This is a genomic window from Kitasatospora sp. NPDC004669 (assembly GCF_040609455.1).
GTDB lineage: Bacteria > Actinomycetota > Actinomycetes > Streptomycetales > Streptomycetaceae > Kitasatospora.
Map to the genome: position 1 here is coordinate 67,103 of NZ_JBEXKB010000008.1, position 16,766 is coordinate 83,868.

Annotated in this window: 18 protein-coding genes; 6 read left to right on the forward strand and 12 right to left on the reverse strand. The window is 74.3% G+C overall.

Features of this window, described 5'->3' with window-relative positions:
- Positions 1-6 precede the first annotated feature (6 nt).
- The 3 genes from ABZW30_RS09295 to ABZW30_RS09305 all read right to left on the reverse strand — a co-directional run bounded on the left by ABZW30_RS09295 (position 7) and on the right by ABZW30_RS09305 (position 2,367).
- Complete coding sequence (locus tag ABZW30_RS09295; protein WP_355670418.1) at positions 7-753, reverse strand: aminoacyl-tRNA hydrolase; 747 nt, start codon at positions 751-753, stop codon at positions 7-9.
- A gap of 89 nt (positions 754-842) precedes the next feature.
- Entirely contained in the window at positions 843-1,370 is a 528-nt protein-coding gene (locus ABZW30_RS09300) for a hypothetical protein (RefSeq protein WP_355670419.1), read from the reverse strand.
- A 67-nt stretch (positions 1,371-1,437) separates the two neighbouring features.
- A complete protein-coding gene (locus ABZW30_RS09305) occupies positions 1,438-2,367 on the reverse strand; it encodes a hypothetical protein (RefSeq protein WP_355670420.1) in 930 nt (309 codons plus the stop codon).
- Positions 2,368-2,491: 124 nt separating this feature from the next.
- On the opposite strand from ABZW30_RS09305, the gene ABZW30_RS09310 reads away from it, so the two are divergent.
- Positions 2,492-2,863, forward strand: a complete 372-nt coding sequence (locus ABZW30_RS09310) for a YbjQ family protein (protein WP_355670421.1) — start codon at positions 2,492-2,494, stop codon at positions 2,861-2,863.
- Positions 2,864-3,136: 273 nt separating this feature from the next.
- Positions 3,137-4,240: an NAD(P)-binding domain-containing protein gene (locus ABZW30_RS09315; RefSeq protein ID WP_355670546.1), complete on the forward strand. Its 1,104-nt coding sequence runs from the start codon at positions 3,137-3,139 to the stop codon at positions 4,238-4,240.
- Positions 4,241-4,253: 13 nt separating this feature from the next.
- Here ABZW30_RS09315 and paaE read toward each other — a convergent pair whose 3' ends face one another.
- The 8 genes from paaE to ABZW30_RS09355 all read right to left on the reverse strand — a co-directional run bounded on the left by paaE (position 4,254) and on the right by ABZW30_RS09355 (position 12,435).
- The gene (gene paaE / locus ABZW30_RS09320) at positions 4,254-5,426 is read right to left on the reverse strand and encodes a 1,2-phenylacetyl-CoA epoxidase subunit PaaE (RefSeq protein WP_355670422.1); all 1,173 of its coding nucleotides are present in this window, start codon (positions 5,424-5,426) and stop codon (positions 4,254-4,256) included.
- Positions 5,427-5,966, reverse strand: a complete 540-nt coding sequence (paaD, locus tag ABZW30_RS09325; RefSeq protein WP_355670423.1) for a 1,2-phenylacetyl-CoA epoxidase subunit PaaD — start codon at positions 5,964-5,966, stop codon at positions 5,427-5,429.
- A complete protein-coding gene (paaC, locus tag ABZW30_RS09330; RefSeq protein ID WP_355670424.1) occupies positions 5,963-6,868 on the reverse strand; it encodes a 1,2-phenylacetyl-CoA epoxidase subunit PaaC in 906 nt (301 codons plus the stop codon). The genes paaD and paaC overlap by 4 nt, the downstream gene beginning before the upstream one ends.
- Before the next feature lie 13 nt (positions 6,869-6,881).
- Complete coding sequence (gene paaB / locus ABZW30_RS09335; protein ID WP_355670425.1) at positions 6,882-7,199, reverse strand: 1,2-phenylacetyl-CoA epoxidase subunit PaaB; 318 nt, start codon at positions 7,197-7,199, stop codon at positions 6,882-6,884.
- A complete protein-coding gene (gene paaA / locus ABZW30_RS09340; RefSeq protein ID WP_355670426.1) occupies positions 7,196-8,182 on the reverse strand; it encodes a 1,2-phenylacetyl-CoA epoxidase subunit PaaA in 987 nt (328 codons plus the stop codon). Before paaA ends, paaB begins: the two co-directional genes overlap by 4 nt.
- 241 nt (positions 8,183-8,423) lie before the next feature.
- Positions 8,424-9,815, reverse strand: a complete 1,392-nt coding sequence (locus tag ABZW30_RS09345; protein WP_355670427.1) for a M20/M25/M40 family metallo-hydrolase — start codon at positions 9,813-9,815, stop codon at positions 8,424-8,426.
- 650 nt (positions 9,816-10,465) lie between these two features.
- Positions 10,466-11,125 (reverse strand): response regulator transcription factor, encoded by a 660-nt coding sequence (locus ABZW30_RS09350; protein ID WP_355670428.1) that lies wholly within the window; start codon positions 11,123-11,125, stop codon positions 10,466-10,468.
- Positions 11,122-12,435, reverse strand: a complete 1,314-nt coding sequence (locus tag ABZW30_RS09355) for a histidine kinase (protein WP_355670429.1) — start codon at positions 12,433-12,435, stop codon at positions 11,122-11,124. The genes ABZW30_RS09350 and ABZW30_RS09355 overlap by 4 nt, the downstream gene beginning before the upstream one ends.
- A 184-nt stretch (positions 12,436-12,619) precedes the next feature.
- On the opposite strand from ABZW30_RS09355, the gene ABZW30_RS09360 reads away from it, so the two are divergent.
- The 4 genes from ABZW30_RS09360 to ABZW30_RS09375 all read left to right on the forward strand — a co-directional run bounded on the left by ABZW30_RS09360 (position 12,620) and on the right by ABZW30_RS09375 (position 16,257).
- A complete protein-coding gene (locus ABZW30_RS09360; RefSeq protein ID WP_355670430.1) occupies positions 12,620-13,441 on the forward strand; it encodes a class I SAM-dependent methyltransferase in 822 nt (273 codons plus the stop codon).
- 134 nt (positions 13,442-13,575) lie between these two features.
- A complete protein-coding gene (locus ABZW30_RS09365; RefSeq protein ID WP_355670431.1) occupies positions 13,576-14,589 on the forward strand; it encodes an aldo/keto reductase in 1,014 nt (337 codons plus the stop codon).
- 55 nt (positions 14,590-14,644) lie between these two features.
- A complete protein-coding gene (locus ABZW30_RS09370; RefSeq protein ID WP_355670432.1) occupies positions 14,645-15,232 on the forward strand; it encodes a TetR family transcriptional regulator in 588 nt (195 codons plus the stop codon).
- Positions 15,233-15,339: 107 nt separating this feature from the next.
- Complete coding sequence (locus tag ABZW30_RS09375) at positions 15,340-16,257, forward strand: ADP-ribosylglycohydrolase family protein (RefSeq protein WP_355670433.1); 918 nt, start codon at positions 15,340-15,342, stop codon at positions 16,255-16,257.
- Between the two features lie 83 nt (positions 16,258-16,340).
- Here ABZW30_RS09375 and ABZW30_RS09380 read toward each other — a convergent pair whose 3' ends face one another.
- Positions 16,341-16,607, reverse strand: coding sequence for a GlsB/YeaQ/YmgE family stress response membrane protein (locus ABZW30_RS09380; RefSeq protein ID WP_355670434.1), 267 nt, complete (start codon positions 16,605-16,607; stop codon positions 16,341-16,343).
- Between the last annotated feature and the right edge of the window lie 159 nt (positions 16,608-16,766).

The following is a 16,766-nucleotide window of genomic DNA, read 5'->3' on the forward strand; positions in this document are numbered from 1 at the left end:
GACCCGTCACCGCAGCGCCGAGTGATCCGCGATCACCGTGCAGCTCCCCGGCGCGATCTCCGTGAAGCCCGCGTCCTGGACCACCGGCAGCCCGCTGCGGACCAGCCCCTCCCACGCCTCCGGCGAGGCCGTCCGAACCGCGAGCGCGAAACCCGCCTCGGCCCACTCCTTGCGCTGCGCGTCGTCCAGCCGCCACCAGGCGAGCTGAGCGGCGTGCCCGGCCTGCGCCATCGCCTTGCCCGCGCTCATCTCCAGCTCCGGGTTGAGCCACAGCACCGGCAGCCCCGGCTCGGGCGCACCGACCTCGGCCGTCTCCTCCAGATCCGTCCCGGAGACCTGCAGCTTGGCGAGCTCCTTCGGCCAGCCGTCCAACGGGATCGGCGGGAAAACCCGCACCTCCGCCTCCCGCCCCTGCACGGTGATGCCCGGCAGCTCCCCCGCGCGGCGCCACTCCCCGCCCCGGGCCCGCCGGACCACCTTGCGGATCCGGGCGTCCTCCCAGGCCGTGACCCGCTCCGCCCACTCGCCCTCCGGCTCGGTCACCCGGGGATCGGCGAGCAGCGTGAGCACCGCCCGCGCCGAGGTCTCCAGCGCGTCGGTCCGCCCCGGCGGCGTGGCCCGCTCCAGCCGCACGACCAGCGGCAGCACGTACTGCGGCCGCGCGTCACGGCCCTCGGGCGCGGGTGAGTCCCCGGAGTCGGGAGCGCCGTCGGGCGCGGGAACAGGGGTCGGGGCATCGAACGGAGAAGTCACCCGTCCAGCATGCCAGCCCCGCCGCCACCCGCCCCGGCCCGCCCCCGGACGCAGCACGGTCGTTCGGTTCAGCCCCTCAGCCCAGCCGCTCAGCGCAGCCGCTGCCGCAGCTCGTCCACCGCCGCCCGGATTCCCGCGCCGTACGCGCCCTCCGGCAGCGCGTCCAGGCTCCGCACCGCCCGTTCCAGCTGCTCGCGCGCCAGGTCGGACTCGCCGAGCTTGAGGTGGTCCGAGGCCAGGTTGAGGTGCAGCGAGGGGTAGAAGGCGCGCACCTGGAGCGCCGACTCGTACATCTGGGCGCGCTCGGCGGTCAACGAGTCGGCGGCCGCGAGCGCCCGCCGGTCCCACTCCAGCTCGGCCCGCGGGTCGTCCTGCAAGTCGGCCAGATAGTGCGCCAGGACGCAGCGATGGAACACGTCCCGCTCGCCCAGCGCCTCCCACAGGGCCTCGAAGCTGGCCCGCGCCTCGGCCGTCCGTCCGCGCTGCGCCGCCTGCACACCGTCCAGCCCGAGCGCGATCCGGGCCAGCACCGGCTCGTCCTCGCCCGACTCCCCCGAGGGCGGACCGGGCGCAGCGAAAGCATCGGACGGATCGGATACACCGGACACATCGGACATTCCCGCAGCCTAGCCGCCCACCCACCGCCGTGCCCGCTCACTGGAGGCGCCCCCGGCCGACGCCCGCTCAGCGCCGGTACCCGCGTTGCGGGTCCCGCTCCTCCGCGTCCTCGTACATCAGGAACCACCCCTCCGGGTGCGTCGCCGCCAGCAGCAGTTCGGTGCGCTGCTCGGCGCCCAGCTCCGGGTCCCCGTCGTCCGGCCCGTAGACGCCGAACAGCTCGTCGTGGCAGCCGTCCCAGTCGTAGTCGTACAGGTCGGCCGGCAGATCGCCCATCATGTCGGCCACCGATTCGGGCTGGGAGCCCAGCAGCGCCCGGGCGTCCACCAGCGCCATCCGCAACGCGATCTCCTCGGCCAGGCAGCGCGGCAGCGGCCACTCGCCGAGCGCGAGGTCGTCGGCCAGGTCGTCGAAGGCCCGGGCCATCGCGCGGCGCCAGCCCCGGTGCAGCCGCCAGGTGCGCTGGGGCAGCCGGGCGAAGACCGTCCAGTCGGTGTCCTCGCTCTCGATCACCGGGTCGTCCCCGTGCTCGTCGAGGTCGTCGTAGGCGGCGTCGCCCAGTCCGATCAGCTGGGCGTGCAGCAGGCAGGCGGTGCGCGGGGTGAGGGTCCAGTCGGCGCCCGCGCCGCCGTCCTCGTCCTCGCCGTCCAGCGGGAACAGTTCGGCGAAGTCCGGTGTGAAGTCCTCGGTCACGCTGATCTCCAGCGTCCCGCCGATCGCCTCCACACCCGGGATGGCGGCCACCAGCCGGTCCGGGTGCAGCAGCGCGCCGAGCGCCGCGTTGGCGTCCTCGGCCACCTCGCGCAGCAGTTCACGGCGCTGGCCGGCCGGGTCGATGCCCTCGAAGTCCAGCTCCTCGACGGCCCTGATCGCGGCCGCGCGCAGCGCCGGCCAGTCGGTGATCCGCAGGCCCAGCACCACCGTCGCCTCGATCTCCGGCGCGCCGGAGTACTCCGCCGCGCCCGGCCCCTGCGGATGATCGCTTCGCTCGCCCATGGGGCTACGGTACGGCTTTTCGGCCGCCCGATCACCGGTCTGAACCAGCTTCGCGAAGCCTTCTCGGCCACCGCCGGGCCGCGCCTCTGTCACTCGGACGCACGACCCCGGCAGGATGGGCCCCATGGCTGACATCAACGAGTACGGCGGCGGGCAGGGCCCGAACGCCGACGTCCTGGTCGTGACCACCAACGACATCCCCGGCTTCCGGGTCGACCACGTGATCGGCGAGGTCTTCGGACTGACCGTGCGCAGCCGCCACGTCGGCAGCCAGATCGGTGCCGGGCTGAAGTCGCTGATCGGCGGTGAGCTGCGGGGCCTGACGAAGACCCTGGTCGACAGCCGCAACGAGGCGATGCAGCGGCTGATCGAGCAGACCAAGGCGCGCGGCGGCAACGCGGTGCTGATGATGCGCTTCGACGTGACCGGGGCGGCGGACGTGGGCACCGAGGTCTGCGCCTACGGCACCGCCGCGGTGATCTCCCGGATCGCCTGAGGCCTCCCCGCACGCGTCGCGGGAACGCGGCGCCGGTGATGCGCTTCGACGGATGCGCTTCGACGCGACCGCGGTTACGGACCCGGACACCGGAACCGGTCGCGGGAACAGCCGCCGCCGCCCAGATGTTTCACTGTCGTGACTGTTTACGGTGCAACCAACGGCGCTCCGCAGCTTCCCGACGGCCGGCGACTCGACCGCGGGCGACTCGCCGGACGGCGACTCGACGCCCGGCGACTCGACGGCCAACGGCCCGACGGGCCGCAGCGCCGCGTGGACGTCTTGGTGGTGGGCGCCGGGCAGGCGGGCCTGTCCGCCGCCTACCACCTGCGCCGCCGCGGCTTCGCCCCCTACCGGGAGGGAGCCGACGGCGGCTTCGTCGTGCTCGACGCGAACGCGACGCCCGGCGGCGCCTGGGCGCACCGCTCGCCGTCCCTGCGGATGGCCACCGTGCACGGCTTCCACGACCTCCCGGACGCCGAACTCCCGCCGACCGACCCCGAGGCCCCCGCGCGTGAGGTGGTGCCGGGGTACTTCACCGCGTACGAGACCCGGCACGCGCTCCCGGTCGTGCGCCCGGTCGCGGTTCGCGCGGTGCGCGCCGAGTCCGACCGCCCCGACGCCCGGCTGCTGGTCGAGACCGACCGGGGCATCTGGTCCACCCGCGCGCTGATCAACGCCACCGGCACCTGGACCCGTCCCTTCCTCCCCCACTACCCGGGGCACTTCGCGGGCCGTCAGCTGCACTACGCCGACTACGGCGGTCCCGAGGAGTTCACGGGCAAGCGCGTCCTGGTGGTGGGCGGCGGCGCCTCGGCGATCCAGGTGCTCTCGGAGGTGGCCGCGGTCAGCGAGACGGTCTGGGTCACCCGCTCCGAACCCGTCTACCACGAGGGCCCGTTCACCCCCGAGTACGGGCGCGCGGTGGTCGCCAAGGTCGAGGAGCGGGTCCGCCAGGGACTGCCGGTACGCAGTGTGGTGAGCGTGACCGGCCTCGGCCCCTCGGTCGCCTACCGGCGCGCCGAGGAGCTGGGCGCGCTGCACCGCCGGCCGATGTTCGACCGGCTCACCGAGCACGGGGTCGCCTGGGGGGACCAGGAGTCGGCGGTGGACGTGATCATCTGGGCGACCGGCTTCCGCCCCGAGGTCGGCCACCTCGCACCGCTCGGCCTGCGCTCCCCCGGCGGCGGCATCGCGCTGACCGGCACCCGCGCCACCGCCGACCCGCGCGTCCACCTGGTCGGCTACGGCCCGTCCGCCAGCACCATCGGTGCCAACCGGGCCGGGCGGGCGGCCGTCAACGACCTGGTCAACCTGCTCGGGGAGCCGGCGAAGGTGCCCGAGCAGGCGCCCGAGCAGGTCCCCGCCGCCGTCTGAAGCGCAGCGCAGGTCAGCGGTCGTAGTCGACCGTCACCCGGTCGGTGACCGGACGGGCCTGACAGGTGAGAACGTAGCCGGCCGCCAGCTCCTTCTCCTCCAGCGCGAAGTTCCGCCGCATCTCCACCTCGCCCTCGGTGACCAGGGCGCGGCAGGTACCGCAGACCCCGCCCTTGCAGGCGAAGGGCAGATCGGGGCGGGAGCGCTGGGCGCCGTCCAGGATCGACCGGTCCCGCGGGAGGGTGAGGGTGCTGCCGCGCCCGTCGAGGACGACGGTGACCTCGCTGCGCTCGCCGGGCGCGCCCTCGGCGTCGCCGTCCGCGCGGTCCCAGTCCTCGTCGCGCTCGGAGAGCGGCTCGTCCTCGGCGTGGAACAGCTCCTGGTGCACCCGCTCACCGGGCACGTCCAGGTCGGCGAGCAGTTCCTTCGCCCCGGTGACCATGCCGAACGGGCCGCACAGCCACCAGTGCCCGACGCTGCCGACGTCCACCAGCGCCGCGAGCAGCGCCCGGACCCGCTCCGGGTCCAGCCGGCCGCTGAGCAGTTCGGCGTCCCGGGTCTCCCGGGAGAGCACGTGGACCAGCTGGAACCGGCCGAGGTAGCGGTCCTTCAGGTCGGCCAGCTCGTCCGCGAACATCACGGTGTCGCTGCGCCGGTTGCCGTAGAGCAGGGTGACGGTGGAGCGGCGGTCCGCGGCCAGCACGGAGGCGGCGATCGACAGCATCGGGGTGATGCCGGAGCCGGCCGCGAGCAGCACGTGGTCGGCGGGGACGACGAGTTCGGGGGTGAACAGCCCGGACGGGGTCAGCACCTCCACCTCCTCGCCCGGCCGGGCCTCTCGCACCAGCCAGCGCGAGAACAGCCCGCCGGGCACCTCCCGGACGGCGATCCGCAGCGGGCCCCCGACGGGGGCGCAGATCGAGTACGAGCGGCGCTCGTCGGCGCCGTCCACCAGCTTGCGCAGGGTCAGCGTCTGCCCGGGGCGGAAGGCGTACTCGGCCGCCAGGCCGTCCGGCACCTCGAAGGTCACCGCCACGGCGTCGTCGCAGAGCCGCTCCACCCGGTCGATCCGCAGTCGGTGGAAGGTCGGGCGGCGGGCGGGGCGCACGGCGTCCGTCGCGGACGTGGCCGACGTGGCGGACGTGCCGGACGTGCCGGAGGTGCCGGCGGGAGAGGCGGCGGGCATTCAGATCTCCTTGACGCGTTCGAAGGGCTCACGGCAGGCGCGGCAACGCCAGAGCGCCTTGCAGGCGGTGGAGCCGAAGCGGGACAGCTCCTCCGTGTCGGTGCCGCCGCAGAGCGGGCAGTGCACGGCGGCCGCGGCTCCGGTGCGGGTGGGCCCGAAGGTGAGCGGGACCGGGCCGGCCCCGGCGGCGCCGACGGCCGAGGTCGGCCGCGGCGGAGCGATGCCCGCCTCGGCGAGCTTGCGGCGGCCCTCCGCGGTGATCAGGTCGGTGGACCACGGCGGGTCGAGCCGCAGCCGCACCCGGACGTCCGGGTACCCGGCCACGCGCAGCCGGCGGTCCACGTCGGCGGCCATCTCGGCGACGGCCGGGCAGCCCGAGTAGGTCGGGGTCAACCAGGCGGTCACCGTGCCGCCGCCGTCCACCTCGACCTCGGCCAGCACCCCCAGGTCGGCCAGGGTGAGCATGGGAAGCTCCGGGTCCGGGACGGCCGCGGCGACCGACCAGGCCAGGTCGCGGGTGGTGCCCACGGTGTCCGTCACCACGTCGCCCCCGGGTGTGCGCGGGCCACCACCTGCAGTTCGGCCAGCAGCGGGCCGAGCAACTCGGTGTGCACCCCGTCCCGGCCGGCCCGACCGAGCACGGTGGCCAGCGGCGGGACGTCCGGCACGGTCAGCCCGGCCTCGGCGATCACGGCGCCGAGCGAGCGCAGCACCGGCTCGCGCAGCACCGCCGGGTCGACGCCCACCCGCCGTTCCACCGGGTGCGCGGTGAACAGTTCCTCCAGCAGCGGCCAGACCGCATCCAGCCCGGCCTGCATCCGCTCCGCCGAGTACGGCGTGCCGTCGCCGAGCCGCAGGGTCCAGGCGGTGGCGTACTCGCGGTGGTACGCCAGCTCCTTGACGCCCCGGGCGGCGACCGCGGCCAGCACCGGGTCGGGGTGCGAGCTCAACGCCTCGTACAGCGCGCCGCGGGCGGTGGCGAACAGCAGCAGCCGGGCGACCGAGTACGCGAAGTCGCCGTTCGGGGTCTCCACCAGGCGGACGTTGCGGAACTCGTGCTCCTCCCGCCAGTACGCCAGGTCGTCCTCGGTGCGGCCGGAGCCGTCCGCCTGGCCGGCCCGGGTGAGCAGCAGCCGGGCCTGGCCGAGCAGGTCGAGGCCGAGGTTGGCGAGCGCGACCTCCTCCTCCAGCTCGGGCGCCCGGGTGCACCACTCGATCAGCCGCTGGGCGAGGATCAGGGCGTCGTCGCCGAGCATCTGGCAGTAGGCGGCCAGGTCGGCGCCGTCCAGACCGGCGGGCAGGACGGTGTCCACGCCGAGCAGCGGGTCGGCGAAGCCCGTCCCGTACGCCCAGCGGCCCTCGCCCTCGGGGCCTGGCGTGGCGTCCGTGAGGCTGAGGTAGACGTGGTCGTCCTCGGTGGTGGACGTGGTGTGGTCGTGCACGGTGGCTCCCCCGTCAGATGTGCGGGACATCCTCGGGGATGTCGTAGAAGGTCGGGTGGCGGTAGACCTTGTCGCCGCTGGGCTCGAAGAACGGGTCGCGCTCGTCCGGGGTGGACGCGGTGATCGCGTCCGAACGGACCACCCAGAGGCTGACGCCCTCGTTGCGGCGGGTGTACAGGTCGCGGGCGGCGAGCAGGGCCATCCGGTCGTCGGACGCGTGCAGCGAGCCGACGTGGACGTGGTTCAGGCCGCGCCGGGGACGCACGAACACCTCGTACAGCGGCCAGCCGGCCTTGGACTCGGCCGGGGACTCGGCCTTGGGCTCGGTCACTTTCCGTTCTCCTGTTCGGTGTGCTGCTCGACGGGGGCGGTCTGTTCGGCGGCGCGCTTGGCCGCGTAGGCGACGGCCGCCTCGCGCACCCAGGCGCCGTCCTCGTGGGCGGCCCGCCGACGGTCGACCCGCTGGGCGTTGCAGGGGCCCTGGCCGTGGATGACCCTGGTCAGCTCGGACCAGTCCGGCTCGCCGAAGTCCCAGCCGCCGCGCTCCTCGTTCCAGCGCAGCTCGGGGTCGGGGAGGGTGACGCCCAGGTGCTCGGCCTGCGGGACGGTCATGTCGACGAAGCGCTGGCGCAGCTCGTCGTTGGTGTGGCGCTTGATCCGCCAGGCCATCGAGCGGGCGGTGTTCGGCGAGTCGGCGTCCGAGGGGCCGAACATCATCAGCGACGGCCACCACCAGCGGTCGACGGCGTCCTGGACCATCCGGCGCTGGGCCTCGGTGCCGCGCATCAGGGTCATCAGCAGCTCGTAGCCCTGGCGCTGGTGGAAGGACTCCTCTTTGCAGATCCGCACCATCGCACGGGCGTACGGGCCGTAGCTGCAGCGGCAGAGCGGGACCTGGTTGCAGATCGCGGCGCCGTCCACCAGCCAGCCGATCACACCGACGTCGGCGAAGGTGAGGGTGGGGTAGTTGAAGATCGAGGAGTACTTCTGACGGCCGCTGATCAGCTTCTCGGTGAGTTCGGCACGGTCGACGCCGAGGGTCTCGGCGGCGGCGTAGAGGTAGAGGCCGTGGCCGGCCTCGTCCTGGGCCTTGGCGAGCAGGATGGCCTTGCGGCGCAGTGAGGGGGCCCGGGTGAGCCAGTTGCCCTCGGGCTGCATGCCGATGATCTCGGAATGGGCGTGCTGGGCGATCTGGCGGATCAGGGTGGCCCGATAGGCGTCGGGCATCCAGTCCCTGGGCTCGATCCGCTGCTCGGCGGCGATCACCGTCTCGAACCGGTCCTCCGGCGTCTGCGCGGGGACCGCCTCTGCCACCTCTGCTGTCACCACGGTCCCCTCTCGTGTTCCCACTCTTGCGCTCTGCGTCCCGTCGGGCGCCCGGGCCAACCGACTGACCGTTCGGTCGGTACCATTCTGCGCGGCGGAGTGGAGGGATGGCAAGGGACGAACGGGGCGCCGGAAACGGATGACAGCTGACAGAATCTGAAATCTGTCAGCTGTCATTCGTTCGCTGCCAGCCGTCCGCTGTCAGCGCCCCTCTGTCAGCCGCCCCGGCTCACCCCTCCGCGCGGTCCCGCAACCGCGGCAGCGGCACGGCGAGCAGCGCTGCCAGCAGGGCGATCCGGGGAGCGAGCTGGTCCAGCCGGATGTGCTCGTGCCTCGCGTGGGCGCCGGCGCCCACCGCACCGAAGCCGTCCAGCGTCGGCAGCCCGCGCGAGCCCGGCAGGTTGGTGTCCCCGGCCCCGCCCGCCGGGGCGCCGTCCAAGTGCTGCCCGAGCACCGCGGCCAACGAACGCACGTGCCGCAGCAGCGGGTTGCCGGTCCGCTCAGGCCAGGCCGGGCGGCTGGACAGCACCTCCGTCCGCACCCGGGCACCCGGGCGCAGCGCGGTGAGCCGGGCGAGGTTGTCCAGGGTACGGCGCTGCGCCTCGGCGGTGGCGAACCGCAGGCCGAGCTCCGCCTCGGCCCGGCCGGCCACCACGTTGGCCCGCGAACCCCCGCTGATCCGACCGGCGTTGAGCTCGGTGCCGGGCTGGCCCGCAAGGCCGCGGACGACCACCAGCTGGTCGACGAGCTCGTCCACCGCCGACACCCCGTCGTGGGCGTCGTTGCCCGCGTGGGCCTCCCGCCCGGTCACGGTGAGCCGGACCCTGGTACTGCCGCGCCGCGCGGTCTTCAGCCGCCCGTCCGGGTGCGGCGGTTCCAGCCCCAGCACCGCTGCCGCGCCTCGCAGTTGGCGCTCGACCAGGCGCCGACCGTCCGGGCTGCCGACCTCCTCGTCGGAGACCACGACCAGCCGCACGGCGCGGTGCGGCCGCTCCCCCAGGCCCGCGAGCAGCGCCAACGCGCCCTCCAGGATGGCGAGTCCACCCTTCATGTCGACCACACCGGGCCCGGTGAGCCGCCCGTCCTGCTCGGCCACCGGCCAGTCCGCCAGGGTGCCGACCGGCCAGACGGTGTCGTGGTGGCCGACGATCAGCAGGTGCGGCAGGGTCTCGTCCCTGCCCTCCCACTCCAGTACGAGGTGGTCACCGGCCGGCCCGGGTTCGCGGCGGGCGGTGGCCCCGGTGGCGCGGAAGCCGGCCGCCAACTCCTCGGCCAGCGCGTCGAGTCTGGGCGCGTCCCCGCTCGGCGACTCGATCCTGGCCAGGTCGGCGCAGCGCCGCCGGACGGCACCGGCGAGGGTACGGGCGCGGGCGCTGAGCGCCTGCGGCAGGCCCGGCAGCGCCGTAGGGACACCGGCGGCGGCCTTGGCCGCGACAGACGTAGTGGAAGTGGCAGATGCGGCAGATGTGGCAGATGCGGCGGTAGCGGCAGTGGCGGAAGCAGCAGCGGCAGCGGCAACGAGTGCTTCACCGTCGGCGGCGGCCGGAACAGTCACCGGTACGGGGTCGGGTTCGGCGGCGGCACCCGGAGCGGCCTGCGACCCGACGATCTGGGGACTCAACGCTCGCCTCCGCGGCCGCCGCCGGTATTCAGCGGCCGTACCGGCCGACCGCTCCCGCCCGGACACCAGGCCCGCCCGGACCGCACCGGTCGGCCGGGATGATGGACGGCCCGCCGGAACGGCCCGTCTGGCCCAAGTACGGTGGAACGGCTGGGCGGCGTGCTTGGCATTGCGTCCTCCTCGCTCGATCCGGTGCCCCGGTCCGCCCGGAGCCCCGTGCACGGCGGCTTCCTGGGGGCGGGCGCAGAGGCCGAACCACCGCAGGGAAGCCAAGATGTGAGCCTAGAAGAACCGTTCGGTTTCCTGCGAGGTGGCCCTGCTCCCAGCGTGCCGGTACCGGCCCCTGCCTGGGACACCCGTCGGACAACGGCGGCGGGCGCTCGGCGCGCGGGCCCGGATCGGCGCGCGGGCGCGGTCGCCGGATCGCGCCCATCTCCACCATGGACCCGCTGCCCGGGTTCGGCAGCGTAAAGCGCCAAGGCACGGCAATTCCACGCCGGATGGGTGACAACGGCTCAGCAGGCGATACGAACCGGGGGCACGCGAGGGCTCAGGGAAGCCCACCACGGCCCCCGGCCTGACGTCCGGGGAACATTCGCGTGAACACCGTCCGACGCTGCGCCCCGGCCCGCCCTCGCGAGCGCCGGCCGTCAGGCACCGTCCCCGACCACCCCCGCGTCCCGCGCGAGCAGCGCGGCCTGGACCCGGTTGCCGACGCCGAGCGCGGTCAGGATCCGACTGACGTGCGCCTTGACGGTGCTCTCCCGCATCCCCAGCACGCCCGCGATCTCGGCGTTGGACAGCCCGTCGGCGAGTTCGCGCAGCACATCGGTCTCGCGCGGGGTGAGCCCGGCGACCCTGCTCCGGGCGGCGAGCGACCGGGGCGCGCCGACCCGGTGGTACCGGTCGATCAGCCGTCGCGCGGCCGCCGGGTGCAACATCCCCTGGCCGCCCGCGACCACGTGGACGGCCCGGGCGATCTCGGCGGGTGGGGTGTCCTTGAGCAGGAAGCCGTCGGCCCCGGCGGCGAGCGCCTGGTACACGTACTCGTCCAGGTCGAAGGTGGTGAGCGCGATGACCCGCGGGCCGTCCGGCAGTTCGCGCAGCCGCCGGGTGGCGGCGATGCCGTCGAGCCGTGGCATCCGGATGTCCATCAGCGCGACGTCGATCCGGTGGCCGCGGGCGAGCTCGACGGCCTGCAGCCCGTCGGCGGCCTCTGCGACCACGGTCAGGGCCGGGTCCTGGGCGAGGAGGTCGACCAGTCCGAGGCGTACCAGCGCATCGTCGTCGACCACCATCGTGCGGATCATGCGACGTCCTTCGGCTGCGGGGTCGGTGACTGCGCGGTCGGCGACTGCGGGGTCGGCGGCTGCGGAGTGGGTGGCTCCAGGGACTGGCGGTCCTCGGGGGCGGAGAGCGGTTGCGGCGGGCGGTCCGGCGCGGGCAGCCGGGCGGAGAGCCGGAAGCCACCGGTGCCGTCCGGGCCCGCGTCGAGACGGCCGCCCAGTGCGCCGACCCGTTCGCTGAGCCCCACCAGGCCGTACCCGCCGCCGTTGCCCGGCCCGTTCGGCGGCGCCTCGCCCGGCCCGTTGCGGACCTCGACGGTGGTGGCCGGGGCGCCGTAACCGACCCGGACGGTGACGGGCGCGGCGTGGGCGTACTTGCGGGCGTTGGTCAGTGCCTCCTGGACGAGCCGGTGCACCGCCAGCCGGTGGGTGGTCGGTACGGCCTCCGGGTCGCCGGAGAGGGCGAGTTCGACCTGCTGCCCGGCCTGGGTCGCCTCGCCGACCAGTTCGGCGAGGTCGCGCAGGGCCGGAGCCGGCACGCGGGGCGCCCCGGTCGGTGCAGGCGGCTCCTCCCCGGCGGCGGGCGGCTTTGGCGGGTCGGCACGCAGGGCACCCAGGACGTCGCGCAGGTCGTCGAGCGAGCGGGCGGCGGTGGTGCGCAGCAGTTCGAGGCGGTGGGTGAGCCGGTCCGGGTCGGCGGCGACCGTCCCGGCCCGGGCCTGGTCGCGCAGCACCCCGGCGTGCAGCACCAGCAGGCTGAGCCGGTGGGCCAGCACGTCGTGCATCTCCCGGGCGATCCGGGCGCGTTCGGCGGAGCGGACCTGCTCGGCCCGCAACTCGCGCTCGCGGCGCAGGGTTTCGACCTGCTCGTGCAGGGTGCGGATCAGCACTCGGCGGCCGTGCAGCCACAGCCCGACGGACAGGACGGCGGCTTGGACGAGCAGTTGGGAGCCGGTGGTGCCCGCCCAGCCCACCGACGGGTCAGCCCGAGTCGCGCTGAGCAGCGCGACGACCGCGCCACCGGCCGCCGCAGGTCCGGTCCGACCGAGGGAGGCGAGGTAGTAGACGCTGAACAGGGCGGGGAAGGCCCGGTTGAACAGGCCGCCGGTGAGCACCGGCAGAACGGCCGAGGCCACCGGGTAGCGCCGGGCGAACAGCAGGCAGAGCGCGGCGAGCGCGGCAACTGCGGTCCGGGGCAGGCGCAGCGGGCCGTCGGTGTTCAGCCACTGAGCCAGGCCCTCCTCGACGGCGAGGGCGAGGATGCCGAGCAGCAGCAGCGTGTCGGTCCGGGGCTGGCGGTACGGGCCGTACCAGCCGAGCAGGCCTGCGCGCATCGGACTCCTCCCCTCCCGCCCCGCCTGTCCGCCTGTCCGTCCGTCCGTCCGTCCGCTCGATGCTAGGTCGGGCGGCGGCCCGACGCCCCCTTCTCCCGGGTGGCCGCACCCTCGACTTTGGTCGGGGGTCGGCGCCGCTCACCGGCCGATTCCGAGCCGCCGCGACCTCCCTAGCGTCGACGGCATGACGAACGGACAGCTCCACCGCCGCCCCGACTCCCCCGCCCCGCAGCTCAGTTCGCGCGACACGCTCGGTTCGCCGGCCGGCGGGGACCACCTGCTGTTCCTCACTGAGGCACTGCGCATCTTCCACGACACCGGCGCGCTGGCACCGAGCGGCGCGGAGCTGGTGAACGCGCTGGTGGTGCCCGCGACCAGCCGTCCGAACCGGCCGATCTCGGTGCTGGAGGTCGGCGCCGGGACGGGCGTGGTGACCCGACGGCTGGCCCAGGTGCTCCGCCCGGGCGACCGGCTGCACGTGGTCGAGGCGAACCCTCGCTTCGCCGAGCGGCTGCGGGAGGACCCGGTGCTTGCGGCACGCGGGCCGGGGGTGGAGCTGCGGCTGTCGGTCTGCCGGGTGGAGGAGCTGCCCGCGGCGGGCAAGGGGGCGACCACCGAGGGGACGGGCGCCACCCCGGGCTCCGAAGGACGGTACGACGTGATCGTGTCCGGGCTGCCGTTCACCAACTTCGAGCCGGCCCAAGTCCGGGACATCCTCAACCTCTACCTGCGGCTGCTGGCGCCCGGCGGCGAGCTGACGTACTTCGGCTACCTCGGCACGACGACCGTGCGCACGCTCACCTCCGGCCCGCGTCAGGGTGCCCGACACCGGGCGGTGGTGCGGCTGCTGCGGCGCTTCGAGGCGACGTACGGACTGGGCGAGCGCACGGTGTGGCGCAACCTGCCGCCCGCCCGGGCCCACCTGCTGCGCTCGCCTACCCCGGCACCGGCCCCCGCCGCTCCGACACCGACCCAGACACCGGCCCCCGCTGCTCCGAACAGATGACAATCGACAGATTTCAAATTTCAGATAACAGACGACAGCGAACAGATTTTGAAATCTGTTTGCTGTCGTGCCATAGTGAGACCCGGGTCACACCGCCCGCGCCACCCGGCGCCGCCCCCGTCCCTGGAGTACTCATGGCCTCGACCACCCGCCCCGCACAGCGCGCGCTCGGCACCTCCGGGCCCGTCACCTCCGCCCTCGGCCTCGGCTGCATGGGCATGTCCGACCTGTACGGCCCGGCCGACGAAGCCGAGAGCATCGCCACCATCCACGCCGCCCTGGACGCCGGGATCACCCTCCTCGACACCGGCGACTTCTACGGCATGGGCCACAACGAGCTGCTGATCCACGAGGCGCTGCGCGGCCGTGACCGCGAGAGCGTGCAGATCAGCGTGAAGTTCGGCGCCCAGCGCGACCCGAACGGCCAGTGGCTCGGCTACGACGCGAGCCCGGCCGCCACCAAGACCGCGCTCGCCTACACCCTGCGCCGCCTGCGCACCGACCACGTCGACATCTACCGCCCGGCCCGCCTCGACCCGAAGGTCCCGATCGAGGAGACCGTCGGCGCCATCGCCGACCTGGTGAAGGCCGGCCACGTCCGCCACATCGGCCTGTCCGAGGTCGGCGCCGACACCCTGCGCCGCGCCGCCGCCGTCCACCCGATCAGCGACCTGCAGGTCGAGTACTCGCTGCTCTCCCGCTCGATCGAGGCCGCCGTGCTGCCCACCGCCCGTGAACTCGGCATCGGCATCACCGCGTACGGCGTGCTCTCGCGCGGCCTGCTCAGCGGCCACTGGAACCAGGACCGCTCGCTGGCCGGCACCGACTTCCGCGGCCAAAGCCCGCGCTTCCAGGGCGACAACCTGACCCACAACCTCACGCTCGTGGAGGCGCTGCGCCAGGTCGCCGTCGCCAAGGGCGCGAGCGTCGCCCAGGTGGCGATCGCCTGGGTCGCCTCGCGCGGCGAGGACGTCGTCCCGCTGGTCGGCGCCCGCCGCCGGGACCGCCTGACCGAGGCCCTCGGAGCCCTGGACGTCGCGCTGACCGCGGACGACCTCGCCGCGATCGAGGCGGCCGTCCCCGCCGGTGCCGCCGCGGGCGACCGGTACGCTGCCGCGCAGATGGCGAACCTGGACAGCGAACGCTGACCAGCGGAAACCCTCCGCACCACCTGACCGCACGACCCTAAGGACGGCCCTCCCCGTGACCACGGACACCGCACTCACCGCCGAGCAGATCCTGATCGCGGCGGAGGAAGTCCTCCGGCGGTTCGGCCCGGCCAAGGCCACCGTCGTGGACGTCGCCCGCGAACTCGGCGTCAGCCACAGCAGCGTCTACCGCCACTTCCCCAGCAAGGCCGCCCTGCGCGAGGCGGTCACCCAGCGCTGGCTCGACCAGGCGCATCACGAGCTGGAGACCATCTCGATCGACGCCGGCGGCGCCGCCGAGCGCCTCAAGCACTGGCTGACCACCCTGTTCGCGGCCAAGCGGAAGAAGGCGCTGGACGACCCGGAGCTGTTCGCCACCTACATGGTGCTGGTCGGGGAGAACAGCGGCATCGTGGCGGCGCACATCGACACCCTGGTCAAGCAGATCGCGCAGATCGTCCAGGACGGCATGGACCGCAAGGAGTTCAAGCTCGCCCACATCCTCAGCACCGCCCGCGCCGTCTTCGACGCCACCGCGCCCTTCCACGATCCGGCCTACGCGCCCACCTGGTCCGAGCCGACCGCGGACGAGCGCTTCGAGGCGGTCTGGAAGCTCGTATTCGGCGGCCTGAAGGCCAAGTAGCGCACTGTCGGCAGTCGAGGCGCCGGTGTCCGGAGCGAAATCCGGTCGCCGGCGCCTCGATCGTCGAGCAGACTACCGCCCACAGTTGATCTCACATGGAGGATGACATGCGTGTGGCCGGTCCGGTCCTGGACAGCCTGCGGGGGCTCGCCCTCGGCGACGCCTTCGGCGACCGGTGGTTCTCGGTCCCGGCCGACGAGGCGCCCGCCGCCCGGGCGGGCCGCCTGGCCCGCCCGGCGCCCTGGCACTGGACCGACGACACCGCGATGGCCCTGGTCCTGGTCCGCCACCTGGCCACCCGGGGCGAGGTCCACCAGGACACGCTGGCCGAGCAGTTCGCGGCGGAGTACACCCGCGAGTACGGGCGCAAGTACGGCCCCTCGATGCACCGGGTGCTGCGCGGGATCGGCGCGGGCGGGGACTGGCGCGCCATCACCTCGGGCCAGTTCGAGGGCCAGGGCTCACACGGGAACGGCGCCGCGATGCGGGTCGCCCCGCTGGGCGCGTGGTTCGCCGACGACCTGGACGAGGTGGCCCGGCAGGCCGAACTCCAGGCGCTCACCACACACTTCCACCCGGAGGCGGTCACCGGCGCGGTGGCGGTCGCCCTCGCCGCGGCGCTCGCCGTCCGCAGCCGGGGCCGAACCCCGCCCGGGCGGGCCGAGCTGCTGACCGAGGTGGCCGGGCGGCTGCCGGACAGCGAGGTCCGCTCCGGCCTGCGGATCGCCGCCCGGATGCCCGGGAGCACCAGCGTCCGGCACGCCGCCACGGTGCTCGGTTCGGGGTTGATGATCTCCGCTCCGGACACCGTCCCGTTCGCCCTGTGGTCCGCCGCCGGACACCTGGACTCGCTGCCCGAGGCGATCTGGCACACCCTGGAGGGCGGCGGCGACATGGACACCACCTGCGCCATCGCCGCCGGGGTGGTCGCCGCCCGCACCGGGCTCACGGACATCCCGGCCGCCTGGCTCGCCGCCCGTGAAGAGCTGCCGGACTGGGTCGCCGAGGTGTCGGCGGAGTCCTGAGCCGCACGGCGCCGAGCGGTGAAACGTACGGGCCGACCCCCTCCCCCGGGGGCCGGCCCGTCAGATTCGTGACGACTCCACGGTCAGCGACGCGAGTTGCCGAACAGCAGTCGGTAGGCGATCAGCAGCACCAGCGCGCCACCGATCGCCGACACCCAGGTCGGACCGTCGAAGAAGCGCGCCGTGATCGACCTGTGCAGGAAGTGGGACGCGATCCAGCCGCCGACGAAGGAGCCGGCGATACCGATCAGGGTCGTCACGATCAGGCCGCCCGGGTCCCTCCCCGGCAACAGCAGCTTGGCCAGGGCTCCGGCCACCAGGCCCAGCACGATCCACGCGACGATGCTCATCCGTCATCCCTCCCGTCCGCAGCGCGACGGCCCCGTCCCGCCCGCTCTGCCCCTGAGGACGCCGCCGCCCGCGGGCCCGGTTCCCCCGTCCGGGGCGGACGAGCGGGATCCGGCCACCGGGAACCGACCGGTCCGCGCGCGGCGCCCTTCCGACGCTGT

What these genes read in the sequence shown, in the direction of transcription:
- ABZW30_RS09300 (WP_355670419.1), bottom strand. Translation starts at nt 1,370, where the DNA reads ATGTCCGATGTGTCCGGTGTATCCGATCCGTCCGATGCTTTCGCTGCG.
- ABZW30_RS09305 (WP_355670420.1), bottom strand. Translation starts at nt 2,367, where the DNA reads ATGGGCGAGCGAAGCGATCATCCGCAGGGGCCGGGCGCGGCGGAGTAC.
- ABZW30_RS09310 (WP_355670421.1), top strand. Translation starts at nt 2,492, where the DNA reads ATGGCTGACATCAACGAGTACGGCGGCGGGCAGGGCCCGAACGCCGAC.
- paaE (WP_355670422.1), bottom strand. Translation starts at nt 5,426, where the DNA reads ATGCCCGCCGCCTCTCCCGCCGGCACCTCCGGCACGTCCGGCACGTCC.
- ABZW30_RS09350 (WP_355670428.1), bottom strand. Translation starts at nt 11,125, where the DNA reads ATGATCCGCACGATGGTGGTCGACGACGATGCGCTGGTACGCCTCGGA.
- ABZW30_RS09355 (WP_355670429.1), bottom strand. Translation starts at nt 12,435, where the DNA reads ATGCGCGCAGGCCTGCTCGGCTGGTACGGCCCGTACCGCCAGCCCCGG.
- ABZW30_RS09360 (WP_355670430.1), top strand. Translation starts at nt 12,620, where the DNA reads ATGACGAACGGACAGCTCCACCGCCGCCCCGACTCCCCCGCCCCGCAG.
- ABZW30_RS09365 (WP_355670431.1), top strand. Translation starts at nt 13,576, where the DNA reads ATGGCCTCGACCACCCGCCCCGCACAGCGCGCGCTCGGCACCTCCGGG.
- ABZW30_RS09375 (WP_355670433.1), top strand. Translation starts at nt 15,340, where the DNA reads ATGCGTGTGGCCGGTCCGGTCCTGGACAGCCTGCGGGGGCTCGCCCTC.
- ABZW30_RS09380 (WP_355670434.1), bottom strand. Translation starts at nt 16,607, where the DNA reads ATGAGCATCGTCGCGTGGATCGTGCTGGGCCTGGTGGCCGGAGCCCTG.